General features: G+C 41.8%; 11 protein-coding genes. 7 read left to right on the top strand and 4 right to left on the bottom strand.

The window, feature by feature from the left end:
* The first annotated feature begins 604 nt into the window (after positions 1–604).
* Both V7K69_RS27525 and V7K69_RS27520 read left to right on the top strand, forming a co-directional pair.
* Positions 605–1,177 (top strand): chemotaxis protein CheB, encoded by a 573-nt coding sequence (locus tag V7K69_RS27525; RefSeq protein ID WP_335040355.1) that lies wholly within the window; start codon positions 605–607, stop codon positions 1,175–1,177.
* Between the two features lie 4 nt (positions 1,178–1,181).
* Entirely contained in the window at positions 1,182–3,227 is a 2,046-nt protein-coding gene (locus tag V7K69_RS27520) for a hybrid sensor histidine kinase/response regulator (protein WP_335040353.1), read from the top strand.
* A 120-nt stretch (positions 3,228–3,347) separates the two neighbouring features.
* On the opposite strand, the gene V7K69_RS27515 is transcribed toward V7K69_RS27520, so the two are convergent.
* Positions 3,348–3,719 (bottom strand): DUF2237 family protein, encoded by a 372-nt coding sequence (locus V7K69_RS27515; RefSeq protein ID WP_335040351.1) that lies wholly within the window; start codon positions 3,717–3,719, stop codon positions 3,348–3,350.
* 631 nt (positions 3,720–4,350) lie between these two features.
* Between V7K69_RS27515 and V7K69_RS27510 the strand changes: the two genes are divergently transcribed.
* Complete coding sequence (locus tag V7K69_RS27510) at positions 4,351–5,028, top strand: hypothetical protein (RefSeq protein ID WP_335040348.1); 678 nt, start codon at positions 4,351–4,353, stop codon at positions 5,026–5,028.
* Between the two features lie 828 nt (positions 5,029–5,856).
* Positions 5,857–6,939: a photosystem II q(b) protein gene (psbA, locus tag V7K69_RS27505; RefSeq protein ID WP_159402515.1), complete on the top strand. Its 1,083-nt coding sequence runs from the start codon at positions 5,857–5,859 to the stop codon at positions 6,937–6,939.
* Positions 6,940–7,351: 412 nt separating this feature from the next.
* Here the strand turns inward: psbA and V7K69_RS27500 are convergent, their stop codons facing one another.
* The gene (locus tag V7K69_RS27500; protein WP_335040346.1) at positions 7,352–11,758 is read right to left on the bottom strand and encodes a PAS domain S-box protein; all 4,407 of its coding nucleotides are present in this window, start codon (positions 11,756–11,758) and stop codon (positions 7,352–7,354) included.
* Between the two features lie 268 nt (positions 11,759–12,026).
* Positions 12,027–12,461, bottom strand: a complete 435-nt coding sequence (locus tag V7K69_RS27495; RefSeq protein WP_335040344.1) for a hypothetical protein — start codon at positions 12,459–12,461, stop codon at positions 12,027–12,029.
* 132 nt (positions 12,462–12,593) lie between these two features.
* Between V7K69_RS27495 and V7K69_RS27490 the strand changes: the two genes are divergently transcribed.
* Together V7K69_RS27490 and V7K69_RS27485 are read left to right on the top strand one after the other, a co-directional pair.
* Complete coding sequence (locus tag V7K69_RS27490; RefSeq protein WP_335040342.1) at positions 12,594–14,447, top strand: S8 family peptidase; 1,854 nt, start codon at positions 12,594–12,596, stop codon at positions 14,445–14,447.
* Between the two features lie 139 nt (positions 14,448–14,586).
* On the top strand, positions 14,587–14,811 hold the full coding sequence (locus tag V7K69_RS27485) for a hypothetical protein (protein WP_335040340.1): 225 nt from the start codon (positions 14,587–14,589) through the stop codon (positions 14,809–14,811).
* On the opposite strand, the gene V7K69_RS27480 is transcribed toward V7K69_RS27485, so the two are convergent.
* Complete coding sequence (locus V7K69_RS27480; protein WP_335040338.1) at positions 14,808–15,131, bottom strand: thioredoxin family protein; 324 nt, start codon at positions 15,129–15,131, stop codon at positions 14,808–14,810. The genes V7K69_RS27485 and V7K69_RS27480 overlap by 4 nt on opposite strands.
* A gap of 1,917 nt (positions 15,132–17,048) precedes the next feature.
* On the opposite strand from V7K69_RS27480, the gene hetF reads away from it, so the two are divergent.
* Entirely contained in the window at positions 17,049–19,571 is a 2,523-nt protein-coding gene (gene hetF, locus V7K69_RS27475; RefSeq protein WP_335040335.1) for a cell division protein HetF, read from the top strand.
* Positions 19,572–19,704 lie beyond the last annotated feature (133 nt).

The raw sequence follows: 19,704 nt of genomic DNA, 5'->3' as shown, positions 1-19,704 counted from the left end.
TGATCAAACTTCCATGATTGATAGATACTTACTAATATCACCACAAGTATCCATCGATAATTGACCGGAATATGTTCAATATGTGCGCGGTGCAATACGCTTAATCATGTCTTAGCTTTTTGCAGCTAAATCTAGTGAGCTTGCCGACAGGGAATAATTTTGATTGTGATTAATTTCCTCGTGTCAATAGTCTGCAACAGCAATTCTTGATGGAGCTAAACTAAATTGCTGCTGTTTGTTGATTTGCTTAACCTATCCTTTAGCTTAAGTAAATTTTTATGAATTGTCAAAACAATAATAATTAAATTTTTAAAAGTTAGTTGTTTAGCAAAAAAGTATTTCTATAATGTAGCGATTCTGGCATTGATGAAATTTTCAAAAAGCCTAAATATAATATTTTTTCTGTCAAGTATTTCACAATGATAAAATATCTAATTGTAATGTTAATGACAAAAATATATATTTTTGATTAGTTGGTATAAATACGAATCAAGGTAAGTTAGTATCTGTGGTGTTACGGGACAAAGCTGAAAGGATTTTATGAACCATAAAGTCACACTAAGATTGAAACCCACATTCTTCTACAAGTGTGAGGACGAAACAAGTGTCGTTTAAAATTGTGGTGATTGGTACTTCTTTAGGCGGATTGTCAGCATTAAAAATTATTTTAGGGAAGTTACCAGCAGACTTCATAGTGCCGATCGCGATAGTGCAACACCGTCATAAGGAATCTAACAGCACACTCCAGGAATTATTGCAAGACTCTACTTCACTGCCGATTCGAGAAGTGGAAGACAAAGACGAAATCTTGCCAGGACATATCTATCTAGCTCCAGCAGATTATCACTTACTGGTTGAACTAGGTCACTTTGCTCTTTCGACTGATGAGCCAGTTTCTTATGCCAGACCATCTATTGATGTGTTGTTTGAGTCAGCAGCCGATGTCTACACTGAGCAAGTTATTGGTGTAATATTGACAGGAGCAAATCAAGATGGTATGCAAGGTCTGAAAAAAATAAAAGCGCGGGGAGGAATAACTATCGTACAGGAACCTACTACAGCCCAGAGCGATATTATGCCAGAAGCAGCAATTTCTGCTGTTACAGTAGACTGGATTTTGACACTCTCAAACATAGCTTCCCAAATGGTCAAGCTTTGTCACTCATCACGGAAATAAACCCATGCAGATGGAACCCAAAGTAAACATCCTCCTAGTGGATGATAAACTAGAAAATTTGCTAGCACTAGAAGCAATCCTGGAAAAACTGGGAGAGAATTTGGTGAGAGCTACTTCTGGAGAAGAAGCTTTGAGGTGTCTGCTACATCAAGACTTTGCAGTGATTTTGCTAGATGTGCAAATGCCAGGAATGGATGGCTTTGAAACTGCTACCTTGATTCGCAATCGGGGGCGATCGCGTCATACCCCAATTATCTTTCTTACCGCCTTTAGTACCAGCGACCAAATGCTGTTTAAAGGCTATGCCTTGGGTGCAGTTGATTATTTACTCAAACCATTAGACCCCAATATTTTGACTTCGAAAGTCACAGTATTCGTAGAACTATTTAAGAAAACAGAAGCTGTCAAGCAACAAGCTGCACAACTGGTAGCTATGAATGCGGAACTTAGGCAAAGTGAAGAACGATTGCGATCGCTAAGTACCTGTTCACCTGTTGGCATTTTTGAAATTGATACTGAAGGAAGATGTAGATATACTAATCCTCGCTATCAAATAATTTGTGGTTTGAAAGCGGCAGAGAGTTTAGAAAAAAGCTGGCTAGAATCTGTTCATCCAGAAGATAGAGAACGAGCAGTTGCTAGTTGGTCTGCCTATATTTATGAGGGTCGTGACTACTCTGAAGAGTTTCGCTTTCAAACTGCTCAAGGCATCATGCGTTGGGTTCAGGTTCGCTCATCACCAATGCTTTCTGGTCAAGGGGAATTGCTCGGATATGTAGGTACTCTCGAAGATATTACTGAACGCAAGCAAGCAGAAGAAGTCCGCGCTCAAGTAATTAGAGAACAGACCGCAAGGCAAGAAGCAGAAGCCGCAAATCGAATGAAAGATGAGTTTCTTGCCGTTCTCTCCCATGAACTTCGTACACCCCTCACCTCAATGCTGGGTTGGTCAAAAATTCTCCGTTCTAAGAAACTTGACGACAAAGCCACTTCCCGCGCCCTAGAGGCCATTGAACGCAATGCTATATCTCAGATGCAACTAATTGAGGATATCTTAGATGTATCTCGGATTATCCGTGGACAGTTGCGATTAAACGTCTCTGCGGTGAATCTCATCTCAGTCATGGAGGCAGCTTTAGAAGCAGTGCGTCCCCTAGCAGAACCAAAAGAGATTCAATTAAACACTGTCTTAGATACTTCAGTAGGTTCAGTTTATGGCGATCCAGCGCGGTTACAACAAATAGTCTGGAATCTCCTAACTAATGCCATTAAGTTTACCCCTAAAGGTGGCAGGGTAGAAGTGCATCTGTCAGTAGTCTGTGGGGAAGAACAACAAAAAACTCACAAATATGCCCAAATTCAAGTTCTCGATACGGGCATTGGCATCAGTTCCGAGTTTTTACCGAAAGTATTTGAGCGTTTCCGTCAAGCAGACAGCACCACAACGCGATCGCACAATGGACTAGGACTAGGGTTAGCGATCGTCCGTCATTTAGTAGAACTGCATAAAGGTACAATATTTGCCCAAAGTCCAGGTAGTGGACAGGGAGCAACCTTTACTGTGAGACTACCACTACTACAAGACAATAGGGGAAATAGGGGAAATAGAGAAACCATAGGGGAAATTTCCTCTTCTGTGTTATCGACACCCCTTGCTGGATTAAGGGTTTTAGTTGTAGATGATGAAGCAGATACCCGTAACTTTCTCAGTTTTATGTTTGAGGAGTATGGAGCTTTTGCCACGGCAGTAGCATCAGTTGATGAAGCCTTAGCAATACTTGAACAAGCAAAAACAGATATCCTGATTAGCGACATTGGTATGTCAGAGCAAGATGGTTATACCCTGATTCGGAAACTGCGCTCTTTAGAACCAGAAAAAGGTGGATGTATCCCAGCGATCGCTTTGACAGCCTACACGCGAGAAGAAGACCGTTTAAAAGCGCTTTCAGCAGGGTTTCAGCAGCATTTATCTAAGCCAATAGACCCCACTAAATTGATTGCTATGGTTGCCAGTGTATTAAAATTGCCAGTGGAAGTTTCAGTTAGTTAGGAGAGACGCGATTAATCGCGTCTGTACAAGAGTTTGGAGTGTCAAAAGAGGCAAGGGAGCAGGGGGAGAAACAATAACTAATCAATTCCCAATCTCCAATTCCCAATTCGCAATCCCCAATCAAGAAGAAGTTACAGCATATTTTTTCAATTCATCCAGAGAAACCATTTCCAAAGCTCTAGCATGGGTTGCAGAGAGGATGACGGGTGGAGCAACACCTGCTTCGAGAGCTTCTTGCCAGCGAGAAGCACACAAACACCAGCGATCGCCTGACTTCAATCCAGGAAAATTAAAATCAGGAACAGGTGTGCTTAAATCATTACCTTGCGATTTAGTGAATTCCAGAAATTCTAAAGTCACTTCGGCGCATACGACGTGCGATCCGAAATCCTGACCACCTGTGCGACAAAAACCATCGCGGTAAAACCCAGTCATGGGAGAAGTGCAGCAGGCTTCTAGGTTTCCACCAATTACATTTTTAGCTTCTATCATCGTTAATTTATTGCACTTAATTTTTCACTCTGACATAAGCCTATATTGACACTTCCCTAGTTAAATAAAAATCGCTATCCCTAATTAATTCGGAAAAGCAGGGAATTCTATAACTACTACTCATACCAAGTTGTCAATCTTACGGTTATTAAGAATAGAGCAATATCCCAGTAGAATCTCTAGGTGCAGACATAATTGTCACTGTGGTAATTAAAGTTCTACTAAGTTATAAAGGTTTGATATACTACTTAAAAGCGCTATCTTTAATCAGATTTTTGGCGATTGCTCTTTGTGATCGCCTACGGCGGGCGGGTACGCCATCGCACTTGCTAAATTTAGTAACAAGTATCTTTTTACTAAAAGTCTACTGCGATTGGGGGTAAAGCAAAAAACCCAATCATTAAGTATAAATTACTAAATCATTTATGCTCGTAATACTTAAAAATAGTAATTAACTTTATCTAAATTTTAAATTAATTCAGCTAAACTACTCTAGGTTTTTGGAAAAGCTTTAGCTTATAAAACATAGTAAGTAGGAATTGAGTTGAGCCAGGATAAATGTCAGAATTGTTTCACATTTTATTCATTTAATTTTTACCCATAATTTTTTTGGCTTTCAGGAGTTAAAATCATGCCGAAGCTAAGATTACAATCATTGTTTTACTCAGGAATTTTATTGTTAAGTACAAGTATCCCAAGTGCGGCACAATTACAATTCCAACCGTTGCTGATTTTTAATGCTCCGCCAACACCAGTTAATGGAAATGGCTATGATACAACTTTTGAAATAATGGCAGATGATTTTTCATTTCCCCAAAATGTTACCTTACAAACAGCTAGTTTTTGGATGACAGACCAAAACAATTTAAGCGGATGGGATGGTACTCTTAAATACTACATCTTTTCTGACGTAAATGGTAAACCTAGTTCGGTTCCTTTATACCAGGCAAATGTTTTCAATGTAAGTGTGAAAGATACTGGTAAAAAAGTTCTACAGACATTTACAGAAAATCAATTTAGTTTCACTTTTCCTACCCCAGTTAAATTAAAGGGTAATACAAAATATTGGTTAGGTATTCATCTGAATAATACCTATGTTCTAAAAAATATCTTTTGGGAAACTACAGATCAAGCTTTTGGCATACCATCATATTCTGCTTTTCAAGGAAATTTGAATAATTGGGTGCTTAATTATAATAATAGCAATCTAGCATTTAAAATCAATGCTATACCTATTAATGAAAGGGTAGTGCTGAGGAGACAATCTGCTAGCAGTAGTCAGGGATTCTTGGTTTTCTCAACTAAATAAAACTTGTCAGAAACCAATTTAATCATCACCCATTTGCGATCGCTCTTGATACGGGCGGTTACGCCATCGCCCTTCCTAAACTTTGTAACAGGTTTACTACTGAAATTATAATCTGCTAAGGATCACTCAAGATTCCACTCAAAGTATAAGTAAAACAAATCCATGCAGGATAGAAGCCGCATTCTCAGGTGGAATCCCGGTTTTTTTATTGATAAGTTTCCCTTAATTGCTGTGGTTGTGAGCAGGCTTATATCAAGTAAGTACACAACTGCAAGGGTTGTGCGGATTATGTGACATAATCGGGATTTTGACCAATGCGAGGATAAAAGCAATACAAACGCGGCAAGATACAAGCGTATGTGGAAAATATTGCGAGGAAGATTTCAGGAAGCGAAAATTTTTTTTAGAGTTCCACAATTATTAAAGTGAAGTTCCAATAAAAACCCCTGGTAGTTAGCCAGGGGTAATGCAAGTCAGTACTTTTTCGCATGGAATGTATCCTACTCAAATACCATAGCAACAGCCTAATTTATAGATATGCCATTTTGCCAAACGAAAAAAGCCCCCAGTGGTAAGCCGAGGGTTAATTTTTTTTGGAATAGCGGTAATCTACAAAGCTATTATTCCCAGATAAATAGCTAATAGAATCAGAATTTCTACACAATAATATATTTAGTTACTTGGTTTTGAATAAGTAAACCTGATAGGTTATATCAGGTTTACTGAAGTAATAAAACTTGATTAAAAATTGTAAAGCATTGTAAAGTGTATTCACAGGCAAAGACAAACGAGCCTGATTTATAAATCACTAACCGCACTTATAAAACAATGACAACAACCTTACAACAGCGCTCAAGCGCTAACGTATGGGATCGATTCTGTGAGTGGATCACCAGCACCAACAACCGCATCTACATCGGTTGGTTCGGCGTAGTCATGATCCCCACCTTGCTAGCAGCTACCGCTTGCTTCGTAATCGCCTTCATCGCCGCTCCTCCAGTAGACATCGATGGTATCCGCGAACCAGTAGCAGGTTCCTTAATCTACGGAAACAACATCATCTCTGGTGCAGTAGTACCTTCCTCAAACGCTATCGGCTTGCACTTCTACCCAATTTGGGAAGCAGCATCTCTTGATGAGTGGTTGTACAACGGTGGTCCTTACCAATTGGTAATTTTCCACTTCCTGATTGGCGTATTCTGCTACTTAGGTCGTGAATGGGAACTATCCTACCGCTTAGGTATGCGTCCTTGGATTGCGATCGCATATTCTGCACCTGTTGCAGCAGCAACCGCAGTATTCTTGGTATACCCCATCGGACAAGGTTCCTTCTCTGACGGTATGCCTTTAGGAATCTCAGGAACATTCAACTTCATGATCGTGTTCCAAGCAGAACACAACATCTTGATGCACCCCTTCCACCAACTAGGTGTAGCTGGTGTATTCGGCGGAAGCTTGTTCTCTGCAATGCACGGTTCACTTGTAACTTCTTCCTTGGTTCGTGAAACAACCGAAACCGAGTCACAAAACTACGGTTACAAATTCGGTCAAGAAGAAGAAACCTACAACATCGTTGCAGCTCACGGCTACTTCGGTCGTCTAATCTTCCAATACGCTTCCTTCAACAACAGCCGTTCACTGCACTTCTTCCTCGCAGCATGGCCTGTAATCGGCATCTGGTTCACCGCCTTGGGTGTAAGCACAATGGCGTTCAACTTGAACGGTTTCAACTTCAACCAATCAATCATTGACTCTGAAGGTCGTGTGATTGCAACTTGGGCGGATGTAATCAACCGCGCTAACCTGGGTATGGAAGTAATGCACGAGCGTAACGCTCACAACTTCCCTCTAGATTTGGCATCTGCTGAATCTGCTCCTGTTGCTCTTAGCGCTCCTGCTATCAACGGTTAATTCTCAACCATTAACTCAATTAGCTAAATAATAAAGCGCTCTCCCACTTCGGGAGGGCGCTTTATTATTTATATGTATCCTTCTTGTTTCGCTTTCTGAGTATTATAAGTATGAGTAAAAATAATCTTCGCTGAATTGCACAGCCGCTCTTTCTGTTTTGGTTTATTTTTCCATAGTTAGATATTTTCCCAATGTACTAAATAAGTAAAAGAAAGACAAAAGTAGACGCGGAGCGGCTTGCCGCAGGCTACCGCAAAGGACGCATAGACATGAAGTGGCTTCCCGCAGAATAGGACACAAAGAAAGAAGTTAAAAGGGTTTGGCACAGCCTCACAAACAAATGGTATAAGCCCTAATTGCAAAAAAGGGTATGCAGGAGTTAGCAAGAATTTTTCCCAATGCCCAATTCTGTTTAAGTTCGTCCAACAAGGCTAGCGACTACTGTCGCCAACTCAGCCGCTTCAATAGGTTTGGGTAAATGTAGCTGATAACCTTCTTGTATAGCTCGCATCCGATCCTCTGCCCTAGCATAAGCTGTCAATGCTGCTGCGGGAATATTTCCCCCTTGTTCTGGCGATCGCGATCGCAGTTTACGGATCAAAGAGTAACCATCCTCATTGGGCATACCAATGTCACTAACTAAAACATCTGGTTTCCATTCTGTAATTACCTGCAATGCTTCTTGAACTGATGCCACTGCTTTAACTTCGGCTTGGCACTGTTCGAGAACTGTAGTGATAAATTCACGACTATCGGTTTGGTCATCTACAACCACTACTCGCACACCAAGGAGCGAGACGAAGTGAAGAGGTGAAGAGGGGAGAGGCAGAGGCTGTGAGACTGTGAATAGATGACTTTTCAAAAGTGGTAGCTTGACTGTAAACGTTGATCCTTGCTGTTTACCTGGACTATCTACGTGAATAGTACCGCCATGTAGTTCTACTAAATGACGCACGATCGCTAATCCTAGTCCTAATCCACCATAAGTTCTAGTGTTAGAACTATCAGCTTGACGAAAGCGATCAAAGACGTAAGGGAGAAAATCAGGGCTAATACCAATACCTGTGTCAATCACCTGAATTTGGGCATATTTCTCTGTTATGTGTTGTTTTTCTTCACCAGCTACCACTGACAATTGCACCTCTATCCGTCCACCTGTGGGTGTAAATTTGATGGCATTAGATAGCAAATTCCAGATTATTTGTTGCAAACGCTCGAAATCACCGGAAACTATGAATTGGGAATTTTCGCCAAGCGTGCTGTCCTCTGAGTGTTGATTGCTTTGGGATTGTGCTTCTCTTGATTCTAGATTTTCGTGATTGATTTCTAATCCCAAATCTGAATCTGGCGCGATTGTTACCACGGGGAGTATCCCCGGTGGCGCATTTCGCGTTTCTTTTGAGGGAATTATGGAAAATCTTAAATCGATTTCCTTGGATTGGGCGGCTAGGCTAACAGTCTCTAGGCTCGACTCAATCATTGGAACCAAATTACAAGTACGGACATTGAGGCGTAACTTGCCTCTAATCATCCGCGATATATCTAGTAAGTCTTCAATTAGCTGGGTTTGCGCCTTAGCATTGCGCTCAATTGTCTCCGTAGCTTTAGCTATTTGGCTTTCACTCAGCTTGCTTCGTTGCAGGAGTTGTGCCCAGCCCAAAATTGCATTGAGGGGCGATCGCAATTCGTGAGACAATATCCCCAGAAATTCATCTTTCATCCGGTTCGCCTCTTGCAACTGCTCAGTTTGCTTTTGCAAAGAAGCAATTAAACTAGCACGTTCCATTGCGATCGCTATTTGGTCGCATACTGCTTGCATCATCCCCTTTTGATTTTCGGTAAAGCTTAACCGAGTCCGGCTGCCAAAAGAAAGAGTACCCAACAACAGCCCTTGGGCAATCAACGGATAACTATAATAAGCAGTAATACCTAAAGAACGAATCAATTCTGTTTTTGGGTCACTTGATTGCTGCACATTTTCTAAAGCTATTGCACAACGGTTTTGGGCTACAGTACCGCAAACCGCTTCACCAAATCCCAGCGACTCGATTTCCTTTGCCAGTTCTTGGGGAATACCACTGTAAGACCCTAACCGCATTACTTGAGAGTTATCCTCAACCAAATAGTTCAAATAAACTTCTATTCCAATTTGCTCTCTAAGTTTTCGGTAGACGCTATCGATTAGTAGTACTGGTTCTTGGCTTGAGAGTAAATCGTTGGCTGTGTCAAATAGTAACTTTAGTCTTTTGTAACCTAACGAGAGTGCTTTTTCTGCCTGTTTGAGGTTGCTAATCTCTTGGAACACCAAGATACAGGTAGCCGGATGACCGTGCATTGCTGGCAAGGTATCAGCAAATATCAGTAGAGAACGCACACCAGAGGGAGTGTGCCAATCTACTTCTAATCCATTGAGACGTTCGCCAAGGGCAACCCGCACTCCTGGCATTTGTTCATTGGGAATGCGATCGCCTGCCGCATCTGTATAGTGGTAAACTGTGTGATAATCTTCTGCTGGTACACCTTTAGGAAATTCGCCCCCAGCTAATTCATTAGCAGAGCGATTTGCAAAAGTGACCCGTGCCGTTCCTGGTTCAATAAACAGCAAGGGTCTTGGCATCAGATTTAATACATCCTCCAGCCATTTTTGCTGATTTAGAAGGATTTCTGCTGCCTGTTTGCGCTCCGTAATATCTAAAAATGCACCAACGCTTCCTCTGGTTTTTCCCTCCTCATCAAACAGGGGTGCAACAGACTCTAGCAGATTGATGATTTTTCCATTTTCATGAACAACATCGAGTTCATAACCCAGAACTTCAACACCATGAGTTGCAGAGTATTGCATGGGGAGTTCCTCTGCTGAGAGTTCCCTTCCTTCACGGTAGATTTTAAAATTTATCGGTTTTTCGTTACTAGAAGCGTTGAGAGAGGCATTTGTATTTGATGATATCCCCAACTGCTTGGCAAAAGCAGGGTTTACCTTGATATTTTGGCATAGTGGATCTTCGGCAATGCCAATTCCAATGGGAATTACCTCCAACAAAGTTTGTAACTCAGTAATGCGGCGCTGTAGATCCTTGTTTAGTTGTAAGATTTTTTCTTTAGCCTGTTTTTGTTCGCTGATATTGCGAGTCACGGTTGCTAAGGCAATTGGCTGACCTGTGTTGTTGTCTGTAACAGTGAAGATATTGTAATCAACTGGTATTGGTTGACCTGTTTGGAGATGCCGAAAGCAGAATTCTCCCTGCCAGCGCCCTTCTGATAGTACAGTCGGCAGTATATATTTTTGAAAATAGGTTTTGTCTTTGGGCATGAAGTAATCTAATACTACTTTTTGCCTCACTTCTTCAAGGCTAGCAAGTCCTACCAGTTTTTGACCTGCATCATTTATATAGAGTAATTGACCTTCAAGGCTGGCGATGCTGATAAAGTCAGAGCTATTTTCTACCAGCGATACTAATTTTTGTTGCTCTGCTTGTGCAAGCTTACGTTCGCTCAAGTCGAGGATAAATGCTACTGACTCTTCCCGTTTTTCTCCTAACAACACGTAACCAACTAAAACTGGGATGCGGCTACCATCCTTGCGAATATATTCTTTTTCGTAGGGCGTACAAGTAGCGTTAGTGTTTCCTTGTGCTTCGGCGACACCTTGCAGATCCAAGTATAGATACTCTGGTGGTGTGATATTGCTCCAACTTAATCTACCCTCTGACAAATCCTCCTGCGTGTAACCAATCATCCTGAGAAATTCGTCGTTTGCTTCCTGGATACCGCCATACACATCGCCAAACAGAATACCAATAACGTTAGAATCTACGAAACTTCCTAGTTTATCCTGGTAGGTTCTCAGTGCTTTCTGAGCAAGATCGCGTTGATGGCTAAGGCGTTCAATAACCCTGGCACTTTGCCAAATCAAAATAGTAAAAATCACAATCAGGACGATCGCAAACACCGATACCGCAAAAGCCGGATCGTATTGTCCTGCACGTTGACCTTCAACAATTACCCACCCTAATATAAAAGGTACTGCGATCGCGGCAACCAACAAACGACGTGCCAGTAAGCCACCATAAGTATCACTTGTAACTACCCTCATTAACCCCTGTTCTGCCCGCGCCCACAGAATACCTATACTTAGGAAAATGAACAACACCGCAGTATGTAAAGCCATCGATGTTGTATAAGGGGCAAGTCCGTAAAGAACTTCCACTTTGTAGGCATAGCCCATGAGCGCCTGAAAGGAAATTAAAGTAGCGATCAGAGCGATAATCTGAGCAAACCAATAACTACGGTGGTTTTTTGGATTAATCAGAATTTGTAGGGCAACGCTGACTAGAATAAAGTTAAATGCTGTGTTTACCCCCATTCGCCCCGGATACAATGTTGTCATACTAGTTGGCGAATCCAAGAACAGCATCTCATCAATACCCAGATTCCAGGCGAACAGATATTCACACAGTGTAAGTGCAGCAATTGTGGTGGCAGCTATTGCACAGACCCTGGAAATTACCAGAGTCGGGAAGTAGAGAAGTCGAAAGGTCGAAGAGTCAGGGTAGTTTTGAATTGTTCTTTTCCCCTTATTTCCTGCCTTTAAAAACAGCCACAATGATAAACCAGACAGCACAAAACACAACGCTGTATTGACTTTCATCGTGGCGGGACTACCAGGGAAGCCACGCTTGAGAACTTCAATTCCAAGCCACCAGCCAATTACCACCAAGCTGCCAACCAAGATGGGTATTACACTTGCGGCTTTTGCCACAAGTGAATTTCTCGGAATTTTGAATATATCTTGCAGCCGCAAGCGGTTAACCTTTAACATTTAGTGTTCTCTAACCGCATCTATCTAGCGTAGTAAAATTCCGTATTCCCTACGGTTTAATCATCTATGTCTTAGTATTTTATGCTACCCCTTGACTTACTTTTCATCTACCCAGAAGCATATTTTTTATTGGATACTTTAGAGTAAGAATTAATAATTCAAAAATCACCTTTGTGAGTATTTCCGAATTGCAGGCTATCTAGTTTACCAAATCTAATTTTCTGTACAGAAACAGTAGTATAATCGAGAACTTATAGCTTCAATAGAACTACTTCTTTGGTTCTGTTTGCAAGTCTTGTAATCGCCCTTGCAAAAACTTTCCCCATTCCGCCGCCAAAGGGATTTCGGTAAACGGAACACGTACCGATTTATTAGATTCGGAAAAGAGAAATTCTAGGTCTATAGAACGACCTTTCTGCGGTATATTATCCACATCTACTGATTTATCATCTACTAGAAAGTTAATTTGCTTAATATCAAGCAAAGAGAATGTTTCTAGTTTAATAGGCCCTTGAGGTGTGGGTTTTCCCCAAGTGAGATTATTGTCTTTTTGACCTAATACAGCATAAATATCGTACTTAGCCCGTTCAAATTGTTCTGCCCAAGCGCGATAGGCTTCAACTTTTTGATACTCTTTCGAGCCTTGCCAAGCCAACCAGAAAAACATTACTAATAGCGGCAACCACAAAAGACCACGTTCCATCGTTTCAAAAAGTCCTGAGTAATGAAGTGAGACTTGTAACTAACTTGTAACTAAAAGTGCAAAATCCACCAACAAAGGATGGAGATAAGTTATGGTAGTGAGCAAACTGGCAAAAAGCGGTGATGAGTTAATATGAGAAAGCTTATATTATTGTGCTTGTTTGTCATTGGGCTGGGAGCTGCCATATTTGGTTTCCTGAATTTCCAGGGAATGGCAGTTAAAGGAGAGTTTGAGACGATTTTGCTTGATTTTCGGGAAGATATTTCATCAGATGTGGTGCAACAGAATCTCCAAGCGATCGCCAAACAATACAACGTTACACCCCAATTAGACAACAAGTTTTCCGAAAAAGATCATGTGTATATTGTCAAAGGCGATCGCCAGCGACTCCAAGAACTGAAAAAATCTCAGTTTGCCCAAGCTACAGAATTCATTGAGCCAAATTACATTTATACAAAGATTCCCCAACCAGGTGAAAAAGCTTGGTTAGGAGAATTTTTGAGACCTCAAGAAAGTGATGATGAGACAAACCCATCATTAACTGGCCCCAATGATCAATATTACAGCAAGCAGTGGAACTTGCACAAAATCGGTATTGAAGGCGCATGGAGTCAAACCAAAGGCAGTGGCATTACAGTTGCGGTAATTGACACCGGGATTACTAAGGTGCGCGACTTATATGAGACAAAATTTGTCAAAGGCTATGATTTTGTTAACGATAGAGAAGAAGCCAAAGACGATAACGGCCACGGTACCCATGTTGCCGGAACTATTGCTCAAGCCACAAATAACAAATATGGCGTAGCTGGAATTGCTTATGAAGCTAGTCTGATGCCACTTAAGGTACTCAGTTCTTATGGCGGCGGTACAGTTGCCGATATTGCCGAAGCGATTAAATTTGCGGCTGATAAAGGCGCAGATGTGATTAATATGAGCTTGGGTGGTGGCGGTGAAAGCAAGTTGATGAAAGAAGCGATCGAGTATGCCCATAGAAAAGGTGTAGTTATCATTGCCGCAGCTGGGAATGAAAATACCAATGGTGCAAGCTATCCAGCCCGATATCCTTATGTAATCGGCGTTTCGGCAATTGGCCCAGATGGCGAAAGAGCGCCTTATTCTAACTTTGGTGCTGGGGTAGATATCTCGGCTCCTGGTGGTAGTGAAGCTGGTAAGATTCTCCAAGAAACTATCGATGAAAATGGCGAAGGGGTATTTCTTGGCTTTCAGGGTACAAGTATGGCTTCTCCCCACGTTGCAGGTGTTGCAGCATTAATTAAAGCTGCTGGCATCAAAGAACCAGATGAAGTTTTAAAAGTCCTCAAGCAGTCGGCGCGAGTTATCCAAGATGATGGTTTGAACTACTATGGCGCTGGACAACTCAATGCAGAAGCAGCAGTCAGACTAGCTTTTGGAGGACAAATCAGTTTTCCAGATTTCTTTCGGTGGTTACGCGATAACGGCTATTTTAACCCTGGCTTTTGGATTGATGGTGGTGCAGTGGCACTATTACCCAAGATTTTAATGGTAGTTGGCTCTTATCTACTGGCTTGGTTTTTACGGGTTTACTTCCCCTTCACTTGGAGTTGGTCTTTATCTAGTGGACTAATCGCTGGCAGTTCCGGGTTATTCTTCCTCAAGGGAATCTATATTTTTGATCTTCCCCAATGGCCCTTCCGGGTTTTGGGCAGTTCAATTCCCGAACTAGGTAATACCCTCCAGGGAACTGATGCGTTGAATCCCCTATTTGCCAGCGTACTGATTCCGATTTTGTTAATGGCATTGCTGCTGGGAAATCCTAGTTGGAAATGGTTTGCCATTGGTTCAACATTAGGTATAGCAGCCTGCTTGACAGTAAGTGCGTTTTTAGATCCAGCTGTTTGGGGTTTGGGAAGTGGCAACATATCACGCCTCTTCCTCATCGCTAATGCCCTAATCTGCTATGGACTGGCTCGTTTAGCATTGAAAAACGAAGAAAAAATCGCATAAATGGGGAATGGGGAATGGGGAATCAATTTTTATAACTCCTAACCATGACTCCTAACTCCTAATTCCCTACTCCCCCACTTAAAACTCACAACTCAACACTCACAACTCAGCACTCAGCACTCACAACTCAGCACTGTTTATGAGCATTACACTTACAGGTACAATCGAACGCCGTGATATAGGCACAGGCGCATGGGCGTTGGTTACAGAAGAGGGCGTTACTTACGAAATCCTTAAAGGGGCTGACAAAAGCTTACTCAAAGCTGGACAACAAGCAAAAGTAAAAGGACAGGTGCGTGAAGATATCATGACTATTGCCATGATTGGCCCTGTCCTAGAGGTCAAATCTTTTGAAGTAATTTAGTTTTGATTACCTGTAGAATCCAGAACCTCTTGCAGACGGCTTCTAAATTCACCTTTGGGATGACCTCCTTTTACTTCACCCACAATCTGAAATTCCCCTTCTGGAGAATTGCAGAGGATGTAAGTAGGCCATCCCATTTCTGATTTATCGGGATACTGAGTTAATAAAATCTTGCGATACTTGCGGTAAGCAGTCGTATCCTGCATTTTCACATCAATAAATTCTAAACCCAGTTCTTCAGCCACCTTTTTGTCGTAAAAAGACATTTTATGGCAGATGCCGCACTCTTCTGAAGAGAACTTAATTACAGCTAAACTCATGGGTTGGCGACTCTTTGATTCTAAGCAAAGTTTTTTAGCATAATGCCATGAAATATTACCATATAGCTGGTTATTGGTGTCAACTTAAAGCTGAAGCCCTTATCCAGTATCTTTTCCTGCGTCCTTGCTTCTATGTTTTTTGGGAAGTGAAAGCAGTGATTGCTGGCAGACAAATAATTAAACGCCAAAATATAGAAAAAAAATTAAGAATATGATTAAATATCATAGCAATCATTTTGATGTGGCATCTCTAGCTCACAATAAAAAGAAAAGGGATTCAGGAATTGAGTGAGCAGGTTATGCTCTATCCTAGGAGCAGGAACAACAAGAGTAGTGGGGCATTATAGTTACATCAGTAGAAAATGCTAAGGCGATGTCTAAGACAAGCCGCTATGTGTCTACACAAAAAACCCCGATGAGCGTTAGCCAATCAGGGGAGTTAGTTATCAGGGTGCATCTACCAATTAAATGTTCTTAGGTTTAACACCATATTCCGGATAAATTTGGATAAAGGCTAGTTATTTTTTAAAATAAAAAACCCCCGATGAGCGTTGGCCAATCAGGGGAGTTAGTTATCAGGGTGCATCTACCAATTAAGTGTTCTTAGGTTTAACACCATACTCCGGATAAATTTGGACAAAGGCTAATTATTTTTTAAAATAAAAAACCCCCGATGAGCGTTAGCCAATCAGGGGAGTTAGTTATCAGGGTGCATCTACCAATTAAGTGTTCTCAGGTTAAACACCATACTCCGGATAATTTGGACAAAGGCTAATTATTTTTTCAAACAAAAAACCCCCAGATGATGTTAGTCTACTAGGGGAGTTAGTTATCAGGGTGCATCTACCATTAATGTTTTCTAGGTGCAGTGAGTGTCTTCCGAGGAAAATGGCAAAAATCAGGGTTGAAGGACATGTCTAGGAAGGGCTATGCCTACGCAACGAGAAAAAAACCCCCAGTGGGTGTTAGCCAACCAGGGGAGTGAGTTATCAGGGTGCATCTATTGATCATCTTTTCTAAAGTAAATGGGTAGCTACCGGATAAAATACCAGAGGTTGAAGTTATTGTTGTTTGCTCACCAGAAAAAAACCTCAAAGTTGTTAACCAACCAGAGGAGTTAGTTATCAGAGTATTGGTTTCAAGTGAGGCTAAAATCTTTCAGAATCTCGTTTTATCTGTAAATGATACTCATAGGGCTACTGGCGCGAATTCAGGAGGTGCTAGCCTATATGAGGATTAAAAGAGATTCTTAAAAAGCAATCTACCGGATAAATTGACGCTCACCAGAGAAAATCCTCAATGGGTGTTAGCGAACTAGGAGAGCTAGTTATCAGGGTGCATCTACCAATTAAATAAACCAGTGCATTGCCTTAAAAATTTGATGCGTCAGAAATGATTGCTGCTTAATTTCCTTCATAAAAAAACCCCCAGTGGGTGTTAGCCAACCAGGGGAGCTAGTTATCAGGGTGCATCTACCAATTAAGTGTTCTAGGTTTAACCAGCCTGCTCCGGATAAATTGATTAGAAAGGCGTGTCAACGAAACTCTAGTAGATATTAACTGAATTAGGGGAGTTAAAAATCAAGGGACATCTATCTAGTAATCAAGTATTCTAGGATTAAGCACTATTTTTTGGTAAAGAATATCTGCGTTAAAAGTTGCTATTGTTTGCCAAAATTGAAAAAAACCCCTAGTAGGTGTTAGCCAACTAGGGGAGTTGAAGATCAAGGTGCATCTACCAATTAAGTGTTCTAGATCCAAGTAATCCGATCCGGATAAAGTTGTAAAGGCAAAAAAAGCAAAACAACACCGAATCAGAAACATTCAGGGGTGGGATACATCTAAGTTATCAGAGGGAGCAAATCGACTTGAAACTTTCGTGTTTCAAACCAGATTTAGGAGGCGGACAGGAGAAGTTGTGACCCAGGAATTTCACATTTCCGTAACCCCAGTAGGGCAAAATGACTACTTGGTGCGGACGGAACAAGTCGCGCCTGGGGTACCATTGGCAGAAGAATTGGTGACTTGGCCTGTAGCTGATTGGTTAATAGCTGCTGGGCATTTGATGAATGACCCGTTGAAGTCGGTATTGCAGGGAGATCCATTTACCTCTGGTGGGCACGAAAGCAATATCGCCAGAAACTCTGTTAACTTGGTGGCGTTGGGTCAACAATTTTATAACGCCTTGTTTCAAGGCACTCTCAGAGATAGTTGGATTACTGCTCAAGGTATTGCCCAGAATCACCAACAAGTACTACGCTTACGCTTGGGGCTAAAGGACACTAGGTTAGCTCGTCTACCTTGGGAAGTGATGCACGCAGGCGATCGCCCTCTGGCTACTGGGCCTTATGTGGCTTTTTCGCGCTTCCAAAGTGGCATTTTGGGGGGTTCTCCTTTGCGATCGCGCAATATCACAACACGAGAACAAGGTAGTGTGAAAGTATTGATGGTAATTGCTTCTCCCTCAGATCAAGCCCGTCTTGACTTACAGAAACAGGAAGCGATTAAACTGCAAGCAGAACTTCACCGTCAAACATCACGACTTACTGAAGGTAACAATCGTTTCCCAGAAATTGAACTCACTGTCTTAGACCAACCAGGACGGGAAGAACTGACGCAAGCCCTAGAACAAGGCAGATACCAAGTTCTTCACTACTCTGGTCATAGTAACTTAGGCGGCAATGGCGGAGAAATTTATCTTGTCAGTCGCAGAACTGGCTTAACAGAAATCTTGAGTGGAGACGATCTAGCAGGTCTGCTCGTCAACAATAATATTCAAATGGCAGTGTTTAATTCCTGCTTGGGGGCGTACACAGCTGCATCCGATCCTTCTGGAGATACGGGTGAACGTAATCTGGCAGAAAGTCTCGTGAAGCGCGGAATTAGAAGCGTTTTGGCTATGTCAGAACGTATTCCTGATGAAGTGGCATTGACACTCACACAATTGTTTTACCGCAACTTGAGTCAGGGATATCCAGTAGATTTGTGCGTTAGTCGGGTACGCCAAGGATTAATTTCTGCTTATGGTTCTCACCAGATGTACTGGGCATTACCGATTTTATATCTCCAGCCAGAATCTGACGGTTTTCTCAGTGAAGAAATTGAGATATCCGAAAGTCCAGACTTGCGGGATCAGTATAATTCACCTTTAGGAATAACTTCCACGATGTACTCGGCGATGTCTACGACGGGCTACGCCAACGCAGATGATAGCGATATGCCTTTAGGAATGGAAGAAATGATTCCTGCTGGTTTGGCGCGTGACTCTTCTGGGTTAGACTGGCTGGGTGAGGATACTTGGGGCGATCTCGTTGATGAAATTGAGTATGATGACCCAAGTTATGAAGAAGATTCTGCGATCGTTTCGGATTTATTTCGTCAGCTAGATAACCAAAAAGCTGCAACTGAACCGGATCAACAAATTCCAGAAAATAATTTTCAGCAAAGCCAAATTTCAGAAGAGATGACTTCTCTAGAAGATGAAGGAGATTTATGGGGAGAAGCTCCATCACCGCCCCCTGCAATTACTGGTAAATTGCAAGAAAGTCAGCAAAATTCTGAGTTTTCGCGTAGGCATAGCCCAACCCAGGCATCGCAACCAGCTGCACCAAGACATCGTACCCAACGCCGCAAATTGTGGCCAATTGTGGGTATTGTGGGAATCAGTGCCTTAGTAGCTGCGATCGCTTTAAATTGGTGGTGGCAAAATCGATCTCAACTGGCAACTCTGCCAAACATCCCAGCAATTCCCACCGATTCTTTACCTATCCAAAAACAGCAAAATATCGATTTAGAAACAGCAAGCACTGGAATTGTCACCACTAGCGCTACGCAAAAATTGAGCCAGGGAGATTTGCAAGGTGGGTTGTTAGCTGTAGAAGAATTACTCAATCGTAATGCACTAGCTGCGGCGGAAACTGCCCTTAAACTTGTTCCAAATAAGCAAGTTGACGATCCATCTGTCAACTTTTATAAGGGACGATTAGCTTGGCAGTCTATCGGGACTGGAGACAATAACTATAGCGTCGATGATGCCCGTCGTTACTGGGAAACTGCTGCCAAAGCTAAACCAGAATCGCTTTTATATAATAACGCTTTAGGATTTGCCTACTACGCAGAAGGCAATCTAAATCGAGCCAATGACTCTTGGTTCAAGGCTTTGAATTTAGCTCTCAAAGAACAAAATACAGATTCAAAGACGGCAGTTCCTGAAGATGCTTTAACTTCTTATGCTGGTTTAGCTCTCGGACTGTATAAATCTGCACTTAGTCAATCTAGTGGGAAGCAGACACAGTATCTGAATGAAGCAATCAAGTTGCGGCAAACGGTTCTCAACTCTGATTCAGTAAATTTCCAGGTTGATAAATTAGCTAAAAATTGGCTGTGGACAGAAAAGGCGATTGAAGATTGGCGATCGCTCCTTCAGGAGAAAGGTGAATAACAGTAATTGTAATTTGTTGTAAGGAAAAGGGCGGTTAGACCCGGATTTCTCACAAACAATAAAAAATCCATTCACAGCACTCGAACTAAGACATTTTTTTGATACATCATCAATTGGAAATTAAGTGAGTAAA

The sequence above is a fragment of the Nostoc sp. genome (genome assembly GCF_036917775.1).
Classification (GTDB): domain Bacteria; phylum Cyanobacteriota; class Cyanobacteriia; order Cyanobacteriales; family Nostocaceae; genus Nostoc.
The sequence above is the reverse complement of the archived record's forward strand: the minus strand, read 5'-3'. Positions and strand labels throughout refer to the sequence as shown.

Bases quoted from the DNA above. Each gene is read 5' to 3' on its own strand.
- V7K69_RS27480 (WP_335040338.1), bottom strand. From the start codon at position 15,131: ATGAGTTTAGCTGTAATTAAGTTCTCTTCAGAAGAGTGCGGCATCTGC.
- V7K69_RS27490 (WP_335040342.1), top strand. From the start codon at position 12,594: ATGAGAAAGCTTATATTATTGTGCTTGTTTGTCATTGGGCTGGGAGCT.
- V7K69_RS27495 (WP_335040344.1), bottom strand. From the start codon at position 12,461: ATGGAACGTGGTCTTTTGTGGTTGCCGCTATTAGTAATGTTTTTCTGG.
- V7K69_RS27485 (WP_335040340.1), top strand. From the start codon at position 14,587: ATGAGCATTACACTTACAGGTACAATCGAACGCCGTGATATAGGCACA.
- V7K69_RS27510 (WP_335040348.1), top strand. From the start codon at position 4,351: ATGCCGAAGCTAAGATTACAATCATTGTTTTACTCAGGAATTTTATTG.
- V7K69_RS27515 (WP_335040351.1), bottom strand. From the start codon at position 3,719: ATGATAGAAGCTAAAAATGTAATTGGTGGAAACCTAGAAGCCTGCTGC.
- V7K69_RS27520 (WP_335040353.1), top strand. From the start codon at position 1,182: ATGCAGATGGAACCCAAAGTAAACATCCTCCTAGTGGATGATAAACTA.
- V7K69_RS27500 (WP_335040346.1), bottom strand. From the start codon at position 11,758: ATGTTAAAGGTTAACCGCTTGCGGCTGCAAGATATATTCAAAATTCCG.
- psbA (WP_159402515.1), top strand. From the start codon at position 5,857: ATGACAACAACCTTACAACAGCGCTCAAGCGCTAACGTATGGGATCGA.